The organism is Planctomycetia bacterium (assembly GCA_034440135.1).
Classification (GTDB): Bacteria; Planctomycetota; Planctomycetia; order Pirellulales; family JALHLM01; genus JALHLM01.
Window position 1 is genome coordinate 1 of the sequence record JAWXBP010000317.1, and the last position, 19,822, is coordinate 19,822.

Annotated in this window: 14 protein-coding genes and 1 tRNA gene; 6 read left to right on the forward strand and 9 right to left on the reverse strand. The window is 62.0% G+C overall.

Translation table 11 applies throughout. The features are described 5' to 3' along the window. Positions 1 to 227 (forward strand): hypothetical protein (locus tag SGJ19_18965; protein ID MDZ4782331.1); only part of this gene is annotated, 227 nt, incomplete at its 5' end. Between the two features lie 4 nt (positions 228 to 231). Here SGJ19_18965 and SGJ19_18970 read toward each other — a convergent pair. From SGJ19_18970 to SGJ19_18990, 5 genes are all read right to left on the reverse strand, one after another. Continuing rightward, the gene (locus SGJ19_18970) at positions 232 to 1,560 is read right to left on the reverse strand and encodes a replication-associated recombination protein A (protein MDZ4782332.1); all 1,329 of its coding nucleotides are present in this window, start codon (positions 1,558 to 1,560) and stop codon (positions 232 to 234) included. A gap of 118 nt (positions 1,561 to 1,678) precedes the next feature. After that, positions 1,679 to 2,176 (reverse strand): PH domain-containing protein, encoded by a 498-nt coding sequence (locus tag SGJ19_18975; protein ID MDZ4782333.1) that lies wholly within the window; start codon positions 2,174 to 2,176, stop codon positions 1,679 to 1,681. 228 nt (positions 2,177 to 2,404) lie between these two features. Beyond that, positions 2,405 to 3,163, reverse strand: a complete 759-nt coding sequence (locus SGJ19_18980; protein MDZ4782334.1) for a PH domain-containing protein — start codon at positions 3,161 to 3,163, stop codon at positions 2,405 to 2,407. After that, positions 3,160 to 3,699: a PH domain-containing protein gene (locus SGJ19_18985; protein MDZ4782335.1), complete on the reverse strand. Its 540-nt coding sequence runs from the start codon at positions 3,697 to 3,699 to the stop codon at positions 3,160 to 3,162. Before SGJ19_18985 ends, SGJ19_18980 begins: the two co-directional genes overlap by 4 nt. A gap of 259 nt (positions 3,700 to 3,958) precedes the next feature. After that, entirely contained in the window at positions 3,959 to 4,954 is a 996-nt protein-coding gene (locus SGJ19_18990) for an OB-fold nucleic acid binding domain-containing protein (GenBank protein MDZ4782336.1), read from the reverse strand. A 229-nt stretch (positions 4,955 to 5,183) separates the two neighbouring features. Here SGJ19_18990 and SGJ19_18995 point away from each other — a divergent pair. Beyond that, a tRNA-Ala gene (locus tag SGJ19_18995) sits at positions 5,184 to 5,256 on the forward strand. Positions 5,257 to 5,621: 365 nt separating this feature from the next. Here the strand turns inward: SGJ19_18995 and SGJ19_19000 are convergent. Together SGJ19_19000 and SGJ19_19005 are read right to left on the reverse strand one after the other, a co-directional pair. Beyond that, positions 5,622 to 5,840 carry a hypothetical protein gene (locus SGJ19_19000; GenBank protein MDZ4782337.1) on the reverse strand — a complete coding sequence of 73 codons (219 nt, stop codon included), beginning with the start codon at positions 5,838 to 5,840 and terminating at the stop codon, positions 5,622 to 5,624. A 284-nt stretch (positions 5,841 to 6,124) separates the two neighbouring features. Beyond that, positions 6,125 to 10,486: a PVC-type heme-binding CxxCH protein gene (locus SGJ19_19005; protein ID MDZ4782338.1), complete on the reverse strand. Its 4,362-nt coding sequence runs from the start codon at positions 10,484 to 10,486 to the stop codon at positions 6,125 to 6,127. Between the two features lie 106 nt (positions 10,487 to 10,592). On the opposite strand from SGJ19_19005, the gene SGJ19_19010 reads away from it, so the two are divergent. Further along, positions 10,593 to 11,036, forward strand: coding sequence for a hypothetical protein (locus tag SGJ19_19010; protein ID MDZ4782339.1), 444 nt, complete (start codon positions 10,593 to 10,595; stop codon positions 11,034 to 11,036). Between the two features lie 140 nt (positions 11,037 to 11,176). Here the strand turns inward: SGJ19_19010 and SGJ19_19015 are convergent, their stop codons facing one another. Continuing rightward, positions 11,177 to 11,737: an MGMT family protein gene (locus SGJ19_19015; protein ID MDZ4782340.1), complete on the reverse strand. Its 561-nt coding sequence runs from the start codon at positions 11,735 to 11,737 to the stop codon at positions 11,177 to 11,179. Positions 11,738 to 12,153: 416 nt separating this feature from the next. Between SGJ19_19015 and SGJ19_19020 the strand changes: the two genes are divergently transcribed. Then, a complete protein-coding gene (locus tag SGJ19_19020) occupies positions 12,154 to 16,965 on the forward strand; it encodes a lamin tail domain-containing protein (protein ID MDZ4782341.1) in 4,812 nt (1,603 codons plus the stop codon). Between the two features lie 105 nt (positions 16,966 to 17,070). Next, entirely contained in the window at positions 17,071 to 17,805 is a 735-nt protein-coding gene (locus tag SGJ19_19025) for a methyltransferase domain-containing protein (GenBank protein MDZ4782342.1), read from the forward strand. 32 nt (positions 17,806 to 17,837) lie between these two features. Here the strand turns inward: SGJ19_19025 and SGJ19_19030 are convergent, their stop codons facing one another. Then, on the reverse strand, positions 17,838 to 18,086 hold the full coding sequence (locus SGJ19_19030) for a DUF3303 family protein (protein MDZ4782343.1): 249 nt from the start codon (positions 18,084 to 18,086) through the stop codon (positions 17,838 to 17,840). Between the two features lie 907 nt (positions 18,087 to 18,993). Between SGJ19_19030 and SGJ19_19035 the strand changes: the two genes are divergently transcribed. Beyond that, positions 18,994 to 19,758 (forward strand): DUF1080 domain-containing protein, encoded by a 765-nt coding sequence (locus SGJ19_19035; protein MDZ4782344.1) that lies wholly within the window; start codon positions 18,994 to 18,996, stop codon positions 19,756 to 19,758. The last annotated feature ends 64 nt before the right edge of the window (positions 19,759 to 19,822 follow it).

A 19,822-nucleotide genomic window follows, 5' to 3' on the forward strand; every position in this document is an offset into this window, starting at 1 on the left:
CCATCGAGCTCCATTCGCTGGCCCGGCACCGCTCAGTCAATCGCAACCAGCACTATTGGCGCGGCCAGCCCGGCCTCTGGCGACGGCTGGTTACGCGGGACACGGCAGATCAAATCGCCGCTGCCCAACCCTTGGCGTTTCGAGCCTTCGGCTACGAAGCCGACGCCGATCCGGCGCTCACGCCGGATTCGGCCGCCGAAAACTGGCGGCAATTGCGGGCGGCCTGATCCGCTATTCGCCCCGTTTCCCTTCGCGGAGCCTCGCTCGAATCGTTTCCAAGCGCTGCGCCAGTTCCAACTCGAAGCCGCGTGGGACGGGGCGGTAGTATTCGCGGTCGACGCCGAGATAGTCCTGCGCCGCGACGCCTCCTGCGGCGTCGTGGGCGTATTCGTAGCCTTCACCGTGGCCCATCCGCTTCGCGCCGGCGTAATGCTGATCGCGCAAATGCACGGGCACAGGCAGCAATCTCCCTTCCTTGATATCGCGCCGCGCTTCGCCGATCGCCACCGTCGCGGCGTTTGACTTTGGCGCACAGGCCAGATACGTGACCGCTTGCGCCAGCGGTAGTTGGCACTCCGGGAGGCCGACGAATTCCGTCGCTTGCATGGCGGCCACGGCGATCGGCAGCGCTTGGGGGTCGGCGTTGCCGATATCCTCGCTGGCGCTGATGACAATGCGCCGCGCGAGGAAACGCACGTCTTCGCCTCCTTCTAACATGCGCGCGAGCCAGTAGATTGCCGCGTCCGGGTCGCTGCCGCGAATGCTCTTGATCAGCGCGCTCGCGGCGTCGTAGTGCGAATCGCCCGTCGCGTCGTATTCCACCGTTTTGCGCTGCACGCTCTCTTCGGCCAGCGCGCGGGTGAATCGCACCGGTTGCTCGTCGCTCGACAGCACACCGATTTCGAGCGCCGATAGCGCCCGGCGTGCATCGCCGTCGCTCACTTCGGCCAGGAACTCGAATGCGCCCGGCGCGACCTCGACGCGATGTTTTCCGAGTCCGCGTTCCACATCCGCCAACGCGCGTTTCAAGAGCGCGATGATGTCCTCGTTCGAGAGCGCCTCGAATTGAAACACACGGCTTCGGCTCACGAGCGCGCTGTTGATCGAGAAGAACGGGTTCTGCGTCGTCGCGCCCACGAGCACGACGCCGCCGTCCTCGACGTCCGGCAACAACACATCCTGCTGCGAGCGATTGAAGCGGTGGATTTCGTCGATAAACAGCAACGTCTTCCGCCCCTCGGCCGCGAGCCGATCTCGGGCTTGCTCCAACACTTCGCGCAATTCCTTCACGCCGCTCGTTACGGCATTGAGCTGCACAAAATGGCACTTGCTCTCAATCGCCAACAGCCGCGCCAACGTGGTCTTTCCAGTCCCCGGCGGTCCATAGAAAATCACCGAGCCAAGCCGATCGGCCTTGAGCAATCGCCGCAGCAACTTCCCTTCGCCAAGAAACTGCTGCTGCCCGGCGAACTCGCCGAGCGTCCGCGGCCGCATCCGCGCCGCAAGCGGCTCGGCCTGGCGGCGGTTATCGGCTTCGGCGGCTTCGAAGAGGGAGGGCATATGAATTACGCGGATTGAGCCAACACCAACCCGAAGCGCAAGCGAGGGGGAGCAACCGCACCAACTTAGCGCATCACCGCGCTGAGATCCGCACCCGCGCACTCACGTCTCACGCGAGCTACTTCGCCGCGAACTTCTTCACCGAAGTATACGAGCGTTGCGCCTTCAAGCACGTTGAGCGGAACGACTCCGGGTGCGGGACCGCGGCCAGGCGGAGGCTTTCCACTTTGCCTTTCGTGAAGACCATGTCGCCGCAGCGATACCAGCTCTGGCCGGGCTGAACGACGATTTGGATCTCGTCAAAATCCCCCAGCAGGCACCAGCGCTCGTCGACGCCCGCGAGCCCTTTCTGGATGATGACGCGACGATTGGTCAGCCGGTAGCGCCGGCAGCGGAAGGGCAGCAGATTGAAGAAATAGAGCTTGAGCGCGAGCGGAATCGACATCAGCACCCAGACGCGGCCGATCGACAGGTGCAACGGGCCGATCACCGTGTTGTTTTCGAAACGCCGGCCCAGCCACCGTCCCAAAGCGGTCACGGCAATGCTCGGCCACACCGTGGCGATGCCGACCTCGGACTGTTCCGGGGGTGAAACGCCTGTAATCGCTTGTTGCATGGGAACGACGACTCCAACCAGGAATGCTGCCGCGGCCCGGCAGGATAACCGCCACGCCAGGCTGGCCCCTTAGATTAGCACGCGCGGCCGGAAAATAAAGACCGGGAGCGGCTTCGCTCGTTCGGCGATTTTCGCCATTAAGCCCATGGAAGGCCACCGAGGTCGTTGGCGATAGCTACGCCTGCGAGGGCCTTCCCTGGGCTTGTCTCGCACGGCGCAGTTGTCTTGTTAGCCCGCCCGCGCTGCCCGTTGGGCCAAATCCCGAATCTCGCGCAACGCCGTGAGATGAGCCGTCGAAAATGCGGCGGTCGCTGGCTGATGCGCCGGCGCGGCATGGTGGTCATCCCCCAGGCCGCCGCTCGTGCTCTGCCGCAGTTGGCTCAGGATCAGGTCGCGAATTTCCCGGGCTTCCGCTACCCCTTCGATCAAACCAGAATGCCCGGCGCCGCCTTGCTGGCCGTGCGGACCTGGGGAACTCCCGCCCCCGCCGGCGGTCTCGACAACCACGTCGGCGATACCGAAAAACCGCTGCAGCGGCCCCTGGTCGATCTTCAGGTTTTGCACGTTTTCGTAGGTGATGGTCGTCTCGTTGATCACCCAGATCCCGCGGCGGATTCGCAGGCTGCGCTCGCTGAGCACGTACCACGTCGTGTCGTAGCGGAGGTGAATCGCAATGTACGCGAGGACGTCCGGCACAATGATCAGCGCCGCCATCGGAATCGCGATCAACGCGCCGATCAACGGCGACGCCACGGTGACGCCCAGCCAGACCGCGATCAGAATGCCATCGATGATCAGCAGCACCAGCCAGAAGAAAAACTTCATGTACCGCAGGAAACCCTCGCTGGGTCGAAACGAAGCGACGGAATCGCCCGCGAACGACGGCAGCGTGGGCGGGTCCTGCGGCACGCGGAACCAATCCACCAGCACGCGCCACACGCCCTGATAAATCCAAGCGCTGGCGGCCTCGACGCGTCCGGTCGTCATGCGACGTTCCTTTCGCGATCGGCCAAAGTGCGCATCGCGTCGCGAATCTCGTGCAACAATCGCAGCGATTCATCCTCCGCGGTCCCACTTCCCACGAGTTCGGCCTTGGCCAGCCCTTCGTCGAGCCCTTTCGCGCCGCGCATCCGCGTGTAGAGAAAATCGCGCAACGCCTCGGCTTCGAGAATCCCGTCGATGCTCATCTCTGCCGTGGCCGAGCCACTGGCCGTCTGCACGCTCACCGTGGCGAGGCCGAGCCAGCGCTGTAGGATATTTCGAGTCAGATGAATATCCTGAATCCGCCGATAGGTCAGCAAAGTCTCGCGCCGGAAGATAATCCCCCAGCTCATCGAGACGCCCTTCTCGTCGAACTTATAGCGCAACGTCTCGTATTTGAACCAATACGGCCAGATCGCGAAGATCACGCCCGGTCCCGTCAGAAACGCGCAAATCACGTAGTACCACATCAACACCGGCGCCGGCCGCGTAATGTGATACGGCGTAAAGCCGCCCGCAGTTTCCCGCCCCACGTCATTCATACCCTGGCTCCGCGCCTTCGTGCTTAAGAACCTGAGGTAGTATTCGCTAGGTCAACGCATTTCTTGCACGTTCCGCCGCTTCGCAGGATGAAACCCAGGGCAGGCCTCCAATGACCAATTCATCAGCGACGTCTTTGAGGGCCTGCCCTGGGCTTAACCAACTCGCCAACCAGCAATCTCCGCCGTTCGTGCTTTTTGTGCCTTTCGTGGTTCCCTGCTCTCCGTCTGTCGCGTGACTTCGCGTCTTTCGCGGTTCCAATTACTCCCCATTCGTCAGCGCGTCCCGTCGCGCGCCGTAACCCTTGAACAGTTTTCGCCCCGTGGCGTGATTGAAGTTCGTCCAGGGGCTTTCGACGTTCGGGTCTTCCGTCAATTGCTGATAGAAGTTGTGGATCTTCGCGTCGAGATTGTCGAGTTGATGCAGCGCCACGGCTTCCAGCGTCATCGGTAACTTCGGACTGCCGTACTCGTATTGCCCGTGATGGCTGACGATCATGTGCTTGAGCCGCAGCGTCAGTTCCACGGGGAACGGCTCGGCCATCAGCTTTTCCGTCTCGACAATCTTGACCTCAAGCATCCCCACGGCCATCACCAGGTGCCCGAGCATCTGCCCTTCGTCGGTGTAGCTGAACGCCCGCTCGTAACTCAGCTCATCGACCTTGCCCATGTCATGCAGAAAGGCCCCCATCAACAGCAGATCGCGGTCCACCATCGGAAACCGTCCGGCGACGCACAGCACCACTTCCATCAGATTCGTGACGTGCTGCAACAGCCCGCCGTGATAGGCATGATGATGCTTGATGCCGGCCGGCGCCTTGGAAAACTTCCGCATGAACGCTTCGTCCATCAGGAAGCACTGTGCGAGCGCCGACAAGTGCGGATCGCGGACCTGCCGCAGCATCTCGCCCAACCGCACGGCGAGGCGATCGATGTCGGCATTTGCCAGCGGCATGAAGTCCGCCAGATCGACTTCATCTTCTCGAGCGCGGCAGACGTTGTTGATGATAAGCTGAATCGCCCCTTGGAACAGTTGCGTCGTCCCTTCGATGCGGACGAAATCGCCGTCCTCGAACGCCCGATAGTCGGCGTCCGAAGCGTTCCACATCCGCGCACTGATCGAGCCGGTGCGGTCGGACAGGTCGATCTGCAAATAAAGGTTTCCGTTCCGATTCGGCCGCAGTTGCTTCTGCGAGGCAAGAAAAACCTGATCGACCGCCTCTTGATGCCCCAACTGACTCACATTGCGACGCGGCACTTTCCCCTGCACTTTCCATTTGGAACGGTGGAATCGGCAAACCCAGAAGTTGTCCGCGATTCTACCAGCCCGCCAGAGCAGCGGACAGCCGCGACGTACAGCGGCGCCCTTCACCTTCCACCGCCCGCCGTCGCCCACGCGGCCGCCGCCCAGCCTTGGCGGGCATCAATCCGCGCCCTAAACTGTTACGTAACGCAACGGGCAACATGTCGATGTTTCGCCCATGCACGGGGACGTAGCTCAATTGGGAGAGCACCGGCTTTGCAAGCCGGGGGTTGAGGGTTCGATCCCCTTCGTCTCCACATTGGGAGCACCGGCGTATGAAGCCTGTGCTCTCGCGAGGACGTTTTTTTTGCGGGCTGGCGAAGCCAGCCGCGGGTCTTAAAATGCGACTGGAGAGTGGAGGGCCCGCGGGGTCTCCAAGGTGAATTCATTGAGAAAGTTGCGGATTCTCCGCTCCTCGCGTCCGGTGAAGACTTCCTACTAACTCTCCGACCGCATCTGTATGCGGCGTCGAGCGTCAACTCGGTGCCGCGTTTTTTTCTGCGCGCTGTTGGCGCTCATGGAGAGTGGCGTCAGCGGGCAGCGGGCGGGTGTATTTCTTCCGAATCACCGGCATTGTTTCTCTCCCTGCATCCAGCTTAATCAGCGAACAGGCTGGCAGTCATCAGCGATCCACTCCGGCGAACTCGTCGTTTACGGCTTGCACCAACTGCTGGCCGATGCGGAGTGCGGTTCTCTGATCGATCAACTCCGAGACTGCCCGCTGCGCCGCCACGTGACTGCGCGTGAGCTTCGTCGTAACCGTCCCCGAATCGGCATGGTGGTTGGGCGTGGCAAGTTGACGGAATGGGCTTGAATTTGGGCTTCCCTCGGTGACGGCCATGTCTCGAACTTCGGCGGCGGATCGGGTGGCGTTTTGGCGTAGGTTGATCGCCCGACAGGCGTCGTTGCGTTTGACGATCGGCGAACTTTGCCGACAGGCCGGAGTTTCGACGGCGTCGTTCTAAGCTTGGCGTCGGCGTTTGCAAGCGCCGGATGTTGCCACGCGACAGTCGTCGCATGCCGTCGCACTGTCGTCGCTCGTGCCGGTGCGCGTGATCGCGGACGGCGGCCGTGAGATCACGATGGAGCAGCTTCTAGCCTGCTCGCCATTCGTCATTCCTCCCTTTACCGCCCTTCGACCGTGATCGCCATGACCACCGGCGCGGTCGTGTCTTCGCCCTTGACAAGTTCGATGCGCTGGATCAAGTCCTGTTTCGTCGGCGTTACCGCGAAGTAGCGGATCTGCCGGCCCTGGAGGTCGAACGCGAACTCCGATTTCGGGACGTCGACGCGGCGGACGTAGTCGGCGAAATGCTCGCCGTTGCGTAGTTCGTGGTCCTCCGCCGTGCCGTCCTCGAAATGCAGTCGCACGATCATCGTGACGGATTTCTCCGTGCCGTACGGATAGCCCCAACCGGAGACGCCGCTCAAGAAGTGAATGGCCTTGGCCGGCGCGTTACAGGGCAATTCCACGCTGCGCGGCATCGTCGGCGCCAGGTAACCTTGCGGGCCGAAGAGCATGATGGCATTCGCGGCGCGCCCTTGGCGGGGATCGACCAGGATGAAGGGCACGTTTTCGAACGTCTTCGGCGCCCAATCGTCGAAGATCAGCCGCTCGGCCGGCGCGTCGGCGCTATAGAACATGCCTTTGACCGTCGACACGCGGGCGACTTTGGAAATATCGAGTGGCAGATACTTGCCGCGGAAGGCCAGGAACTCCAGCAGGTTCGTCAATTCTTCTTGGGTAATCTGCTTTTCGAAGCCCTCGGGCATCAGCGACTTGCGCGACGCGGCAAGTTCTGAGATGTCGTCGCGCAACAGGCTGATCGTTTTCCCTTCGGCGTCGATCAACTCGATCGACGTCCGCGATTCGGAAGCCAGCAGGCCCGTGAGAATCTGCCCGTCCTCAGTCGCCACGGTGTAGACGCGGAAGTTGCCTTCCACGCTCTTGCTGGGGTCGATGATGTTGCCCAGCAACTCTTCCTTGGGGTGCACCGCCATGCCGGTCAGGTCCGGACCAATGCGTTTTCCCTCGCCGCTGTGCGTATGACAGGTCGCGCAATGTTTCAAGAACAATTGTTTGCCGGCGACGTGATCGCCCTTCACGTGCGTGATCGGCAACAGTTCTGCGAGCACTTTTTGACGATCAGCGTCCGGCAGCGTGCCGCCTTTCTCCAGCAATCGACCTGCTTGCCGGCGCAGGGCGCGGCTCGGATGCGCCAACAGCACTTGTTTGCGGTCGAGCGAGAGATCAACAAGCAACTCCGGCCGATCGTCCGCAGCGTTGAGCAACGCCTGCGTCCATTCCGGGCGGCCCAGCAACACGCCGTAGGCGTTCGCCTTCACGGCAGGCGCAAAGGCGTCGAGCCGCTCGATTAGCCGCACGCCAGCCTCTTCGGCCGTGCTCAATTCCAACGCCCGGAGCCAACCAGCGGCGAGCTCCGGCGAAGTGCGCGGCGTGATTTCTTCCAGAAGTCTGTCGACCGCTTCAATGCTGTTTGACTGGAACTCGACGAACTCTCGCGCCGCCTCAATGCGACGCTCTTCGCTCTGCGCGTCATCCGTGACTTCCGCTAAGAGCGCCTCGGACAACTCTTCGGCCAGCTTGCCCAAGTGTTCGCTTCCCCACATCGACGCAAGCTTCACCAGCCCGCCGCGCGTGCCGGGCGAAACTCGCTTGGCGACGGTCTCCAAGCTCGCTTCCAGTGCGGCGTCGACGGGAACCTTGGAGTCCTTCGGCCAGCCGTTCACGAGCCCTTGGACAATCGCCTCGGCGACCGCTGGCGGTGCGTCAACCAACTTGGACAACAACGCCGGCGCGGCCGCCACGTTTCCAGATCGCGCGAAGTGTCCGGCCACAATGCGCGTCACCTCCATTTGCTGATCGCTGAGCTCGCCCGCGGCGGCAATCCGGTTCAAAAACGGTCCGCTATGCGCGGCCGCGGCGCAGGTCGCGGCCTCCGGAATCCAACGGTCGGCCAGGTTATTGCGATCGCGGAGCATCGCGTCGATTGTCTCGGCGGCCTGTTCGCTGGCCGGAAATTCCGCGAGCGCGAGCAACACATTCAGTCGCACGAGCGCATCGCCGTCTTCGCGCAACGCGACCAGCGCCGGCAACGACGCTTCGACACGCGGCACGACTTGCGCCGCATTCATCCGCACGCCAGCCGAAGCATGTTTGAGGGCCGCAATCACCGCCGCGTTCGCGTCGGCATGCTTGCCGTCCAACGCGCCGAGCCCGTGCATCGCCCACAGGGCATGAATTGCGCCAACGTTCAAGCCAATTGCATCCACGGACTGGTTCTGCGTGAGCGCGATCAACTGCGGCAACACGTCCAGTTCGCCGCGTTCGACCAGCAGACGCTGCGCGTGACGGCGCCAGAATAGATTCGAGTGCGCCAGCGCGGCGACTAAATCGTCCGGAGCGGCTTTCGCCAGATTCGGCGCGGCGTCCTGCTTCCAGCCGTCCGGCACGATGCGATAGATGCGACCATGCTTTTTGTCGCGCAGGTCCGATTCGTATGCGTTTCCCTTGCCGTTTTCAAAACCTTGCGGCGTCGGGTTGTGCTGCACGATGTAGTTGTACCAGTCGATCACCCAGACGTTGCCGTCGGGGCCGACCTCGGCCATGATCGGCGCGGTCCATTCGTCGTCGCTGGCCGCGAGGTTGAATGAATTCTCCGAACTGAAATTGGTCCCGTCGCGCTCCAAGACGAACGTCCCGACCAGATGCCCGGTCCCTTCGGTGACAAACGCGGTGCGGTTCCAATACTCCTGCGGATAGTTGCGGGCCGTGTAGAGCGAGTGCCCCGCGCCGGCCGTGTAACCGCCGTGCTGATCGACTTGTCGCACCTTCGGCGTGGCCGCTTTGAAGAGATACGTGTCGGAGATCATCTCCAACACCAGCGACGGCGACCAGCCGCGCACGGCTTCGTAGTAGCGATTGGCGATCGGCATGTATACGCTCGGGCAGCGATTGGCCGTCGAACCGAAGATCAGCCCTTCCTCGCTGATGCCGAGGCCCCAGGTGTTGTTGTTCGTCGAGCGGACGAATTCCATCTGCTTCCCGTCCGCTGTGAAACGGAAGAAGCCTTGGCGGAAATGGGCCAGTTCAACACCGTCGGCCGTGGTGGGCGTCGAGTCGTTGTAGCCCTGCATGCCCCAGATCCAGTTGTCGAGCCCGTACTGGAAGTTGCTCACGCCGCCGTGCGTGTCGTTGAGGGCCCACCCGGTGAACAACACGCGGCGCTCGTCCGCCACGTCGTCGCCGTCGGTGTCTTTCAAGTACAAGGTCTCCACGCCGTTATGCACGATCACGCCGCCGCGCGAGAAGATCATCGCCGTCGGGATGCTCAGCTTTTCGGCGAAGACCGTGAACTTGTCGGGGCGCAGATCGCCGTCGGTGTCTTCGCAAATGCGAATGCGGTCGCGCCCGCCGCCCGGCGGTTGCAACTCATTCGGATAGTCGTAGGTCTCGCAAACCCAGAGCCGTCCGCGTTCGTCCCAATTCATGGCGATCGGCTTGCCGGCCAGTGAAGGTTCGGCGACGAACAACTCCGGATGCATCCCCTCGGGCGTCATCAGATGCTTGATCGATTCTTCCGGCGGCAGCGGCTGCTGCATCTCGCTGAGCGGTTCGTCCTGCACGCCCCAGCGGGCGCTCGGCGGATAGTTCGGAATTTTTTTGCCGACGTTGACATATTCGAACGGCGCGACGTCCTGGCGCGGCTTGGTCATCTCGGGCACGGGGAACGCCCGATTGTCCAGATACGCGGCGGCCTGTTGCGGATCGCGCCCGGCGGCCCAGCGAATGCCGCGCTCCACCAGGTTCACGAAGCCAGGGTGCCGCCACGTGCGCTGATCGTGTCCCCAGGCGGTATAAAATACGCGCCCCTTGCCGGGCGTACGGATCCACGTCCAAGGCTCGACATGATCTCCCTCGCGGCGCACTTCCAGCACCGTGCGATCTTTTTCGTTGTGGCGACGATGCACGTAGGTCTCGTCCCAACTCTCAAAGCTGGCGAAGCCGCGCATGATGTCATTTTGCGGAGCGACAATCTCGGTCCGAAACGTGCCGGTCTCATGTTTCTGAAACTGCGCGCCGACCAACTCTACGTACTTATCAGAGTTGAGGAAGCAGAACGAAGCACAGTGCAACGGCACCAGCCCCTTGCCGCCGGCGACGAAATCCAACAACGCCTGCTCCTGCTCCGGCGCGATCTTTTCGATGTTCGCATACACGACCAACACGTCGTACGGCGCGAGCTTCTCCGCCGAGAGCATGCCAATGTCCTCGGTGTAGTCCAGCTCAATCCCCCGCCCCGCCAGCACCGGCGCCAACTGCGGGTACCGCTCCGCGGGCTTGTGATGCCCCTGATCGCCCAGGAACAAGCCACGAATGGGGGCGGTGTCCGCGGCGGACGCCTGTCGACCGAGAACGCAAAGCAAAGCAAATACCACGCAGCGGAAGACCAAAGCGAGTCTCATGATGGGCGATCCTGCGACGAGGAGCGAAAAGCGCGGATTTCGAGCTTTAGAGTGTACCCTGGAGGGAGGGGGGACGTCAAAATGCCATTTACCGAAGGGAATTGGCATGAAACCGCGATTTACCATTTCGACGATCGCAATTCTGACCGCCTACGCGGCTATCATCGCGGCCGCGGTTGCCGAGCCGATTTCGATTTGGCAGACACTTGGGATGTTCGCGCCGATTCCAATTCTTGGCGTTTGCTTCCGAGTGATTTTGACATCCCCTGGTCCACGGCGCTGGTTTGCAGCGGGGATGATGGTCGGTACTGTCGCATACGCTGCGGCAATTGTCGTGCTGCGCGAGCGAGTTAGCCTACCTCACGAGTGGATCAGCGACGCAATCTGGGGGCATCCAGCGGAGTACGTCGGCATTGGCGTCACACTACAAGAGGCCATTTACCGCCGCGCATTGCTGGCGTTTCAATTCGCGCTCGTATGCGGCGTCGGCACCGGCTGCCTAACGCTGCTGATCTTCAAGTTCCTTAACCGCAACGCACGCCATGCGTAGTCCGACTTCTGTGGCCGCGGTCTGTGACCTTGGCGGGGACGCTTACAACCACGGCAACACGAAAAACGTCCACACTCAAGAGCGGGTCCGCTCCTCCGGCCTCACAGAGTCCGACTACATAAGACGATGAACACCGCGATCTACTTCGCTTGTTCCATCGCCAACAACCGCCGTTTCGTTTCCAACCCGCCTGGCGCTGAATACCCGCCCAGCTTGCCCGCCGCTCCCAACACGCGGTGGCAAGGCACGATCAACGGAAACGGGTTCTTCCGCATCACCGTGCCGACGGCGCGCGCCGCGCCGGGGGCCGAGACTTTTTCCGCCAGCTCCGCGTAGCTGAGCGTCTGTCCGCGGTGAATTTTGCGGCAGTGTTCCGTCACGCGCCGGCGGAATGGCGTCATCGCTGACGTGTCGATCTCCACGTCGAGGAAGTCATCGTCGTCGCCCTTGGCGAAGGCGGTCAGGCGATCGCACAGCCGGCGCTGCCACGGCGTGAGCTTCGCCGTAATCTCGCCGGGCATCCGCAGCGAAGCGATCGCGGAGTCCGGCGAGGCATGGCCGAAGGACAACTCGACGAGGCAATCCCCGCGCGTCGTGGCGGCCATCCAGCCGAACGCGGTCAGGAAAAGGAATCGCTGGCACGTCGTCGTGGCAAGTTTCGCCGGCATCGCGCAAACCCCCGATGGCGATTGAGTGGACATGTGGACATCAGCTTAACGCACGCAACATCGGAAACAAGTTCCGCTCTCGTTAAGCCCAGGGAAGGCCAGCGCAAATCCCACCATCCCCCACGACTTGGAGGGCCTTCCCTGGGCTTGGACTGGCGAAGCGCCGGGCCAAAAGCCCCAATCGTCAAGGATTTCCTCACAAAATCCACACAATTCATTTAATCCTTGTTAAACTCCAAGATGCCCTGTGGCCATTCAAACCGGTCGCCAGGGAATTGGGACAGAGAAGACCAGGGCCGCTTCCGGCTCGCGCTGTCCCTATCGATCGCGCTTCCAGCAGACAGGGGACAGACATGGCGGCCAGGCGGCGACCGCGGTGGGGAAAATCTCGGCGCACGAATCAAGTGCGGCGTGGCAATTGGCTCGGCGAACGACTTGAGTCGCGCGTCATGATGGCCGGCGACGTGTTCATCAGCGAGTTCCTCGCGCAGAACGACGGCGGGCTGCAGGATCAGGATGGCGATGCGTCGGACTGGATTGAGATCTACAACGCCAGCGCGGCCGACGTCAATCTGCAAGGCTGGCATCTCACCGATGACTCCGACGAATTGACGAAGTGGGATTTCCCCTTGGCCGTCGTGCCGGCTGGCGGATTCCTCGTCGTGTTCGCCTCGGGTAAGGATCGCGCCGTCGCCGGCAGCGAGTTGCACACGAACTTCTCGCTCTCTACGGCAGGCGAATATCTCGCACTCGTCGAACCGAATGGCATCACGCTGGCCTCGGAGTTCGATGCGCCTCAGCAGTACGAAAAGGTCTCCTACGGCATCGGCCAGGACGTCTCCGTCGAAACGTTGCTCGCCAACAGTGCCACGGGCAAGGTACGCGTCCCGACCGCCGGCGACGCGGCGCTGGGCACAAGTTGGACTAGTCCTACATTCAACGACGGCACGTGGACGAACGCGCAATCCGGCATCGGCTATGAGACCACGGCGCCCGGCTTCGCGGTGAAGAACTACAAAGCCAGCGTCACGGTCAATGATCTCTCCACCGCGGAAGAGGTGATTGAGAATCCGAACAACTACTCCAGCGTCGTGAGCGAGAACGCGGCGACGGTCAATTACCTCGGCACCGACAGCGCCGCGCACTATGGCAACGACCGCGCCTTCCCAGGACAAGTGATCGGGCAAGACGTCGATGATTTCGTGATCGAAGCCACGGCGCAGCTCACCATTCCTGCGACCGGCGCCTGGACTTTCGGCGTCAACAGCGATGACGGCTTCGGGCTCACGCTCAGTCGCGGCGGCGTACCGGTGTTCAACTCTTCCTTTCCCAGCCCACGCGGCGCCTCGGACACGCTGGCCGTGTTCAATGCCACAGAAGCCGGCATCTACGACGTGCGGCTGACTTTCTACGAGCGCGGCGGCGGCGCCGGGTTGGAATTTTTCGCCGCGCAGGGCAGCCACGGCGCCTTCAACGCGAACTTCGATCTGGTCGGCGACACCGCGAACGGCGGCCTGGCCGTCGAGTCGGTCGTCGTCACCGGCGGCAGCGGGCCGAGCTTGTCGACGTTCATCAAGACGGATCTCGAAACGTCGATGTTCGGCGTGAACAGTTCCGCGTATCTGCGGCTGCCGTTCAACGTGGCCGATCCGGCGAGTTACGAATCGCTCACGTTGCGGATGCGCTACGACGATGGCTTTGTGGCGTATCTCAATGGTCAGGAAATCGCGCGCCGCAACGCGCCCGGCGCCGCGACGTGGAATTCCACCGCGGTGCAAGATCGCCCCAACGCCCAATCGATCGTTGTCGAAGAAATCAACGTCACGGCGTTTATCGACGACCTGGTCGCCGGTAACAATGTGCTGGCCATTCAGGGGCTGAACGAAGTCTCGAACAGTACTGGCTTCCTGATTCAACCGGAGTTAGTTGAGATCACTGTCCTCGGCGATCAGGAGCGCTACTTCGGCGAGCCGACGCCGGGCGAATTCAACGCAACCTCTTTCTTCGGCGTCGTGGCGGATACCGACTTCAGCGTCGATCGCGGCTTCTACAGCGCGCCGTTCGATGTCACGATCACCACGCCGACCGCGGGCGCGACGATCCGCTACACCACGGACGGCAGCGAGCCGACGCTCAGCAACGGTAACAATTACACAGGCCCGATTCACGTCGACGGCACCACGACCGTGCGCGCCGTGGCCTTCAAAGACGATTTCCTGCCCACGAACATCGATACGCACAGCTATATCTTCGTGGCGGATGTGCGCAGCCAGACCGGCGCTGGCTTCCCCGGCGGCTGGGGTTCCCCCGGCCCGGACTACGAAGTCGATCCAAACGTCACGAACAACCCGGCGTACAGCGCCACGTTCGAGCAGGATTTGCTCACCATCCCTTCGATGTCGCTGGTGATGGAGATGAGCGATCTCTTCGACCCGGCGACCGGCATTTATGCCAACGCACAGCAATCCGGCGACGCCTGGGAGCGGCCCGGTTCGTTGGAAATGATCTACCCGGACGGTACGGAAGGTTTCCAGATCAACCAAGGCGTCCGGATGCAAGGCAACGTCGGGCGCAATCCTGAGTTCGTCAAGCACTCGTTTCGCTTTGTCTACAAGAACGAGTACGGCCCCAGCAAGTTGCGCTACAACCTGATTCCGGATTCCGGCATCGAGGAGTTCGACAACATCGTGCTCCGCGCCGGGTTCAACAATTCGTACATGTGCTGCGGCGGCGATCAGAACCAGCGCACCACGTTGATCCAGGACGAATGGGCGCGCGAAACGCTGCGCGATATGGGCCAGCTGCAAGGCGCCGGCACGTTCGTACATCTGTACATCAACGGGCTGTACTGGGGTCTCTACAACGTCGTCGAGCGCCCGAACGCGGCATTTATGGCCGACCACTTGGGCGGCGATAAGACAGACTACGACGCACTCAACTCGCTCAAGGTGCTGGACGGCGATCGCGCGGCTTGGGACGCCATGCGCAATCTGGCGGCGGCAGGACTGAGCACGCCCGCCGCCTACCAGGCGATTCAAGACCAGTACTTAGACGTCGACAATCTGATCGACTACTTCATGCTCAACCTGTATGGCGGCAACCAGGATTGGGACGACCACAACTGGTACTCCGGCCGCCTGCGCGAGGAAGGCGCCAAGTGGCAGTTCTTTAGCTGGGACGCTGAGCGGACGCTCGAATCGATCACCGGCATGAACATGACACCCGTCAATCAGGACTACCGCCCGTCGTTCATCTACAACGCGCTGCGGGCCAACCCGGAATTCCGACTGCGCTTCGCGGATCGCATTCAGCAACACATGTTCAATGGCGGCGCGATGTCCGTGGAAGCCAACACCGCGCGGTTCCTCAAGTGGGTCGAAGTGATCGATCGTGCCATGGTCGGCGAATCGGCCCGCTGGGGCGATACCCGCCGCGAGCCGCCCTACACGCACGACGTGGAGTTCGTCAACGAAGTGAACCGGGTCGTGCAGCAATACTTCCCCGGACGCCATGCCGAGATGATTAAGCAGTTCCGCGCAGCGGGTTTGTATACCAACGTCGATCCGCCCATTTACAGCCAGCACGGTGGCGCAGTGGCGCCAGAGGACGCGGTTACGCTAACCAGCGTCGGCACGACGTCGTTCACGCCGATCATCGCGGCCGGCTCCCAATGGTACTATCTCGATAACGGCACCAATCAAGGTACGGCCTGGAAGGAAGTCGCCTTTAGGCCGGAAGACGTGAAAGACGGGAATGGTGTGCCGATCTGGAAGTCGGGCTTCGGCGAGTTCGGCTATGGTGATGGTGGCGAGCAGACCGTGGTGGGTTTCGGACCTAACGCCGGCAACAAGCACATCACGACGTACTTCCACAAGAAATTCAACATCACAGACCTGGCCGGCATGGATTCCGTGGTGCTACGCGTCATGCGCGACGACGGCGCCGTCGTGTACATCAACGGTCAACCGCTCCCGACGCGCTTTAACATGCCCGGCGGCGACATCAACTATCTGACCCCGGCCTCTGGGGCGGTCGGTGGTGGGGACGAAAGCGCCTTTCAAGAACTGATCATCGACAAATCGCTCTTGCACGACGGCGTCAACACCATCGCCGTCGAGGTCCATCAATCGGGCGGCGGCAGCTCCGATCTCAGCTTCGATCTCCAACTGCTGGTCCCAACGTTCGACCCTTCTGGCGGCTCGATCTATTACACGCTCGACGGCAGCGATCCGCGACTGCCCGGCGGCGCGCCGAGCCCGACGGCCGTACTCTACGACGGTAACGGGCTGCAATTCGACGCCTCGGCGGAAGTCCGCGCCCGCGTGTTGCTTGATGGAGAATGGAGCGCGCTCGACGCCGCGACATTCACGGTCCTCGCGCCGAAATTGCGGATCACCGAGATCATGTACCATCCGCCGGAGCCGGCCCCGGGCAGCCCGTACGGCGACAACGACTTCGAGTACCTGGAGTTGCAAAACACCGGCGCGACTCCGATGCAACTCGCCGGCATGAAGCTTTCCGGCGGCGTCGACTTCACCTTCGTCGGCGGTGCGTTGGCGCCGGGCGCGCATGTGCTGCTCGTCAACAACCAGTTGGCGTTCGAATCGCGTTACGGCGCAGGCCTGACCATCGCCGGCGAATTTAACGGCAACCTCAATAACTCCAGCGACACCTTGCTGCTGGAGTCGGCGTTCCAAGAGAAGTTGCTCGATTTCAGTTACTCCGATGACTGGCAACCTTCGACCGACGGCGGCGGTTTTTCGCTGGTGATTGTCAACCCGCTGGCGGAAACCGGCACTTGGGGCGATGCGCCATCCTGGCGCGCGAGCAACAAGGCGCTCGGTTCTCCCGGCAAGGACGACGCCAATCCGCTCGCAGGGGATACGAACAACGACGGCGATGTGAACATTGCCGACTTGAACAACGTCCGCAACAACTTTGGCGCGAGCGGCCCCGGCGTCGTCGGCGATACCAACGGCGACAACCAGGTCAACATCACCGACCTGAACGCCGTTCGCAACAACTTCGGCGCGTCGAACAACAATTCGCCGGCGCCGTTGCGGCGCAGTGTTTCCGCATCGCAACTCGCCACCACGACGAGCGTAACGACCACCGTCGCCGCCCGGCTGGAAACGAAACGCGAGTCGGATGGCACGTTGTCCGCCTGGGACCGCGCGATTCTGGAATTTGTGGGGACGACGATTTCGCCGAAGCGAAAGTTGACGAAGGATGTCGCCCGCGATTGGGATTGGCGAGAATAAACCGCGACAGACGAGAGTTCCCGGCCGCGACGCTGGTTGAAATGCCGGTGATTTGGGCTATCTTTTCGAGGTTGCCCTTACGCTCGCGGCGGGAAAAGACTGCGCATGATGACGTTCTACGAATGGCAAATGACCCTAGCCCGCCCGATCTTGCCAGTACTTCCGCACCTTGTGAACCGCGAGATCCGCCGCCTCGTGCGGGGGAGCGGCGTCGCCCAGCCCAAGCTACTGGACGTGGGCGGCAGGAAATCGCCGTACACCATCGGCGTCGCCGCCGACGTCACGGTGAGCGACATCCCCCGTGAATCGGAAGTGCAGGAACAGTTGCATCTCGGTTTCACGGATCAGATTTTGCGCAATCTCCAGCGACGTCGTTCGAACATCGTGAACGTCGTGCTGGAAGACATGTGCCGCAGCGCGCAGCCGAGCGATCACTTCGATGGCGTCGTCAGCATCGAAGTGATCGAACATGTGCCCGACGACGAAGCCTTTGTGGCGCAAATTGCCCGCGTGATCAAACCCGGCGGCTGGTTGTTCCTGACCACGCCCAACGGCGACTACGTCAAGAACGAACCGCCGAACTACAACCCGGATCACCTCCGCCACTATCCTAAAGCGGCGCTCGCGGACTTGCTGTCGAGATACTTCCGTGACGTACGCGTGGACTACGCGATCCAAACCGGCAAGCACCGGGCGCGAGGCGGCAAGGGCATCAAGTTGTCACGGCCGCTCCACAGCGCCGGCACCATCGTCAGCAACGTGGCCAGCCACTTCGAGTCGCGCGGCACGTCCAACGAACCCAGACGTATGGCTCACCTGATCGCTGTAGCGAAGAAGTGATTGATCCCACACGCCGACCGGTTCGCGTTGCGTCAATACTGCTCCACATCCGTCACGGGAAACACTTCGAACTCCCCGAATTGGCCCCAGGATGCGCCGGCGGCCGCGAGGTGTCGATCGTCACTCGCTTCGAGCAAGGCAAAAACCACCTCGACCTCGTTGCCGATCCATGCGCCGAGAAACTTAACCCCCGGATTGCGATTTGGGCCACGAAGCTCGAACGAGTCGATGACCTGATTCTTGACTCCCGGCCGAAGCTTGAATTGTACCATGTACTTCATGACGAAACCTTTGCTGCTGGCAATCCCGTGGGCGACACCGCCGGCCGCGCGTTGAGCTTGGCGGCTGGTTGAGATCGATCGTAGCCGTTTGTGCGCCGGATGCAACGTGCTCGACACACGGTTATGCTGGCGAATGCCAACGTCGTTGCGGCATGGTCTCCCGACCATGCCACCCGTGCGACCGCAGGTCTCCATCTCATTGCCGCGATTTAAAACTGGAGACCTGCGGTCAGGCCGGCGGCACGGTCGGGAGACCGTGCCGCAACATTAGACCGTGCCGCAATATTACTTACAGATCAACTAACCCACCGATGTGGCGCCGTAAACTCAAGCCACGGTTCGGCTGGCTAAAACAGCCCTCGTTGTTGATTGAATGGAACGGGTCTCGCCATCCCTAGCGACTTAACCGGCCCAAGACCATTCAGACGCAACATGCGGTTGTCGAGTGCGTGCTGCACGTCGACGTTATGGATGGCCGCCGTCGCGATTACAATTGCGTCCGGCGTCTTGATCTTTCTCAGTTGAGTTCCGGGCTGTAGGTCGGCAGTTGCCCGTGGCTGACGATGTGCGGCGCCCGCGCCTTTTTGGCCGTGTGGAAGCCTGCTCCGTGGGACCGGTTTCGAGGCGGCGCCCCTCGACTTCTTGTTCCGGCGTCAGCCGACTGCGCGGTTCGCGACCGCGCTCATCGTCGAGCCAGGCCAGTCCCTGCTCGTGGTAACGCCGCACCCAATGCTGAAGGATTCAACCCTCGGCCGGTTCGCCCGCCCGCACTAGAATCGGCGTAAGATGCAGGCCGGGGATTGCCTCCCGAGCCGTGGCGAATTACGTTCTTAGGGGCGGCGCGGCCGGTCGTCGTCGCTTGAATTGCCGAGTTTTCCGTCTGCCATCGACTGAAGGAATAACGCCCATGAAATGCCCGCTGGAATGCTGCCGTGCCCTGGGTTTGAAGACTTGGCTCGTCCTGACGGCTGTCGGGCTGGGCTCGATCGGCTGGGCGCTGGCCGACGGCTACGAGAGCGGCATCCAATGGCCGACGCCCAAGCTGGTCACGCCGGGAGACGCGCCGGGCGCGCCGCCGGCAGACGCAGTGGTGCTGTTCGACGGGAAGAACCTCGACGCTTGGGACGGCGGCGACCAATGGATCGTCGAGAACGGCTACGCCATTTCGCACGGCACCGGCATCAACACCAAGGAGAGCTTCGGCTCCTGCCAACTGCACTTGGAATTCGCCACGCCGGAAAAGATCGAAGGCTCCGGTCAGGGGCGCGGCAACAGCGGCGCCTACCTGATGGGCAAATACGAAGTGCAGATCCTCGATTCCTATGGGAATGAGACCTACGTCGACGGCCAGTGCGCCTCGATCTACAAGACCATGCCGCCGCTGGTGAACGCCTGCCGCCAGCCGGGCGCGTGGCAAACCTACGACATCGTCTTCGACGCCCCGGTCTTCGACGGCGACAAGGTCGTCAAGCCGGCCTACTTCACGGTGTTCCAGAACGGCATCCTCGTGCAGAACCACACGGAACTGTTGGGCGGAACCTATTGGGACGAACCGCCCCACTACGACGCGCACGCCGAACGCCTCCCGCTGCACCTGCAGTTCCACGGCAACCCCGTCCGCTTCCGCAACATCTGGGTCCGCGAGATTCCTCCGATGGTGGCGAAGAAATAGTTTGAATGCAGAATGACGAATGCAGAATGATGAATGGCGGAGAGCGACCGTTCATCTTGTCCAC